Here is a 2,223-nt window from a genome sequence, read left to right on the forward strand (position 1 = left end):
CCGTCGCGCACCAACGCCTGTCATCCTGAGGCCCAAGCGCGCCGAACCTGCCCCTGTCGCAACCTTCGCGGGCCGAAGGATCTAGCCGCGGACGGGTAATCGTCTGGGCGCGGCAGCGGCCACCGAGGCCCGGGCCTCGGACGGACAGGGTGGCGGCCGGCGTTGGTGTTTGGGCTGGCGTTGCTGCACGAGGTGAGGTGCGCTTCGACGGTTCCGGCGCATTCCCCGGCTGCCGTCACCCCCAGCCCCTCTCCCGCAAGCGGGAGAGGGGAGAATTCGTTTGCGCTCCGGCCGGCTTGGTGCACTCGACTCGCCCGTGCAGTCCGCGAAGGCGAACTTCGGGATTTGCCAGCTGCGGTTTCAACCGCCATTGCGAGGCCGAGGCCTCTGCACGGGTAACGGGTGCCGCGACCGGGCTTCGTGCCGGCCGAGGCTAGATCCTTCGGCCCGCGCCGGATGTGCTGCGGGCGGATGTGGTGCGCTTGGGCCTCAGGATGACAGGCTGTGGTGCGCTACGGATGGGTGCGGCTGGGCCTCAGGGTCGACAGGCTGTGGTGGTACGCTAGGACTTCGGCACGCACCCGCATCGACGGGCGCGCACCACACTGGCTCCCTTCCCCCGCGGCTGTTTGCGGGGGAAGGGCTGGGGATGGGGGGCGCCCGCGGATCGCGACGGGCCCGTTTGTGAGGGCCTACTTCTTCGACGCGCCGATGGACCAGCTGTGGCCGAACGGGTCCTTCAGCTGGCCGTAGCGGTCGCCCCAGAACTGGTCGGCCAGGGGCATCGTCACCGTGGCGCCGGCCGCCACGGCACGCTCGAACCACGCGTCGGCGTCGTCGACCTGAAGGTGAAGCGTCACGCCCTTCGGCCCCTCGCCCATGTCCATCCCATACTCCGGAAACTCGTCCGACATCATCACGTCGGCGCCGTTGATCCGCAGGTGGCAGTGCATCAGCTTGCCGCTCTTCTCGTCGGGCATGCGGGCGAGTTCCTGGGCCCCGAAAGCCGCCTGGTAGAAGGCGGAGGCGTCGCTGGCCCCGCGCACCGTCAGGTACGGGGTGACGCCGGTCATCACGGGGGGATTGGTGGATTCTGACATGCGGTCCTCGTGGTGTGGGGTGGGTACTGCTCGCTGCCTGGACGTCGAACGACGAGTCGCGAAATCGACACGGGTGCTACACGAGCGCCGGGGAGCGCAGACGGGCGGCGGCGTCTTCCCCGGTGTCCTGCGCCGCGTCGGGCTGGAAGGCTTCGCGCACCTCGGCGGAACCCTGACCGGCCACGCGAAGGAAGCGCTCCGCGAGGTCGATGGCGGCCTGCTTCGAATCCACCTGAACGAGGGCGAAGCCGGCGATCAGCTCCTTGGCCTCGGTGAACGGGCCGTCCACCACCACGCGCTTGCCGCCCGCCATCCGCACGCGCGCGCCCTTTTCGCTCGGCTTCAGCCCCTCGGTGGCCAGCAGCACGCCGGTGGACGTCAGCTCGTGCATCAGGTTGCCCATCTCGTCCAGGTCGATGCACGGCGGCACGTCGACTTCGCTGTCGCCGTCGTTCCTGAACATGATCATGAACCGCATCGTCGTGTCGCTCTCTTCAAGGTGAGCCGGCGGCGGGCGCACGGGCGTCCGCGCGCGTCCCGGCAAACTGCTTTCCCCGTCACGGAAGCGCCAGATCACGACGTGGCCTCTTCCGCGTGCATCTCGGCTGGCGGCGCCCGTCGCCCGCATTTTGCACCGGGTCCGCCGCCGGTGGATGTTCCACCTGATCGAACCGACCGCTCAGAGGATACACAGAGCCATGCAGACGAGAGTCGTGCTCGCCCTTCCCGTGCTCGCGGGGCTGATGGCGGCCTGCGCGCCGCGCACCGATTCGCCGGACAACGTCCCCGTCGACAACGAGCCGTCGGCCGAAACGTCGGCCACGCAGCCGCCCGTCGCCCAGTCCGCCGACTGCACGCCGCTGGAAACGCGCCCGGCGAACACGCCCAGCAACCAGCCCGCGTTCGCCGGGCAGACGCGGGTGTGCGGGGTAAAGTCCAGCGGGGCCTATGACGTGGCCGTGGTCGCCCGGGGGCTGCAGAAGCCGTGGTCGGTGGAGCCGCTGCCGGATGGGCGCTTCCTGGTGACGGAAAAGGCCGGGCAGATGCGGATCGTTTCCGCAGCCGGGCAGGTGGGCGCGCCCATCGCGGGGGTGACGCCGGTGGACCCGCGCGGCCAGGGCGG

Annotated in this window: 3 protein-coding genes; 1 reads left to right on the plus strand and 2 read right to left on the minus strand. The window is 70.1% G+C overall.

Annotation, left to right across the window (positions count from 1 at the left end):
* Positions 1-692: 692 nt before the first annotated feature.
* Together VIB55_RS24310 and VIB55_RS24315 are read right to left on the minus strand one after the other, a co-directional pair.
* Positions 693-1,100 (minus strand): VOC family protein, encoded by a 408-nt coding sequence (locus VIB55_RS24310; protein WP_331879277.1) that lies wholly within the window; start codon positions 1,098-1,100, stop codon positions 693-695.
* Positions 1,101-1,176: 76 nt separating this feature from the next.
* A complete protein-coding gene (locus tag VIB55_RS24315) occupies positions 1,177-1,578 on the minus strand; it encodes a YciI family protein (protein ID WP_331879278.1) in 402 nt (133 codons plus the stop codon).
* Between the two features lie 220 nt (positions 1,579-1,798).
* Here VIB55_RS24315 and VIB55_RS24320 point away from each other — a divergent pair.
* Positions 1,799-2,223, plus strand: a 425-nt coding sequence (locus tag VIB55_RS24320; RefSeq protein WP_331879279.1) for a PQQ-dependent sugar dehydrogenase, incomplete at its 3' end; no start/stop codon positions are given.

This window comes from Longimicrobium sp., from assembly GCF_036554565.1.
GTDB lineage: Bacteria > Gemmatimonadota > Gemmatimonadetes > Longimicrobiales > Longimicrobiaceae > Longimicrobium.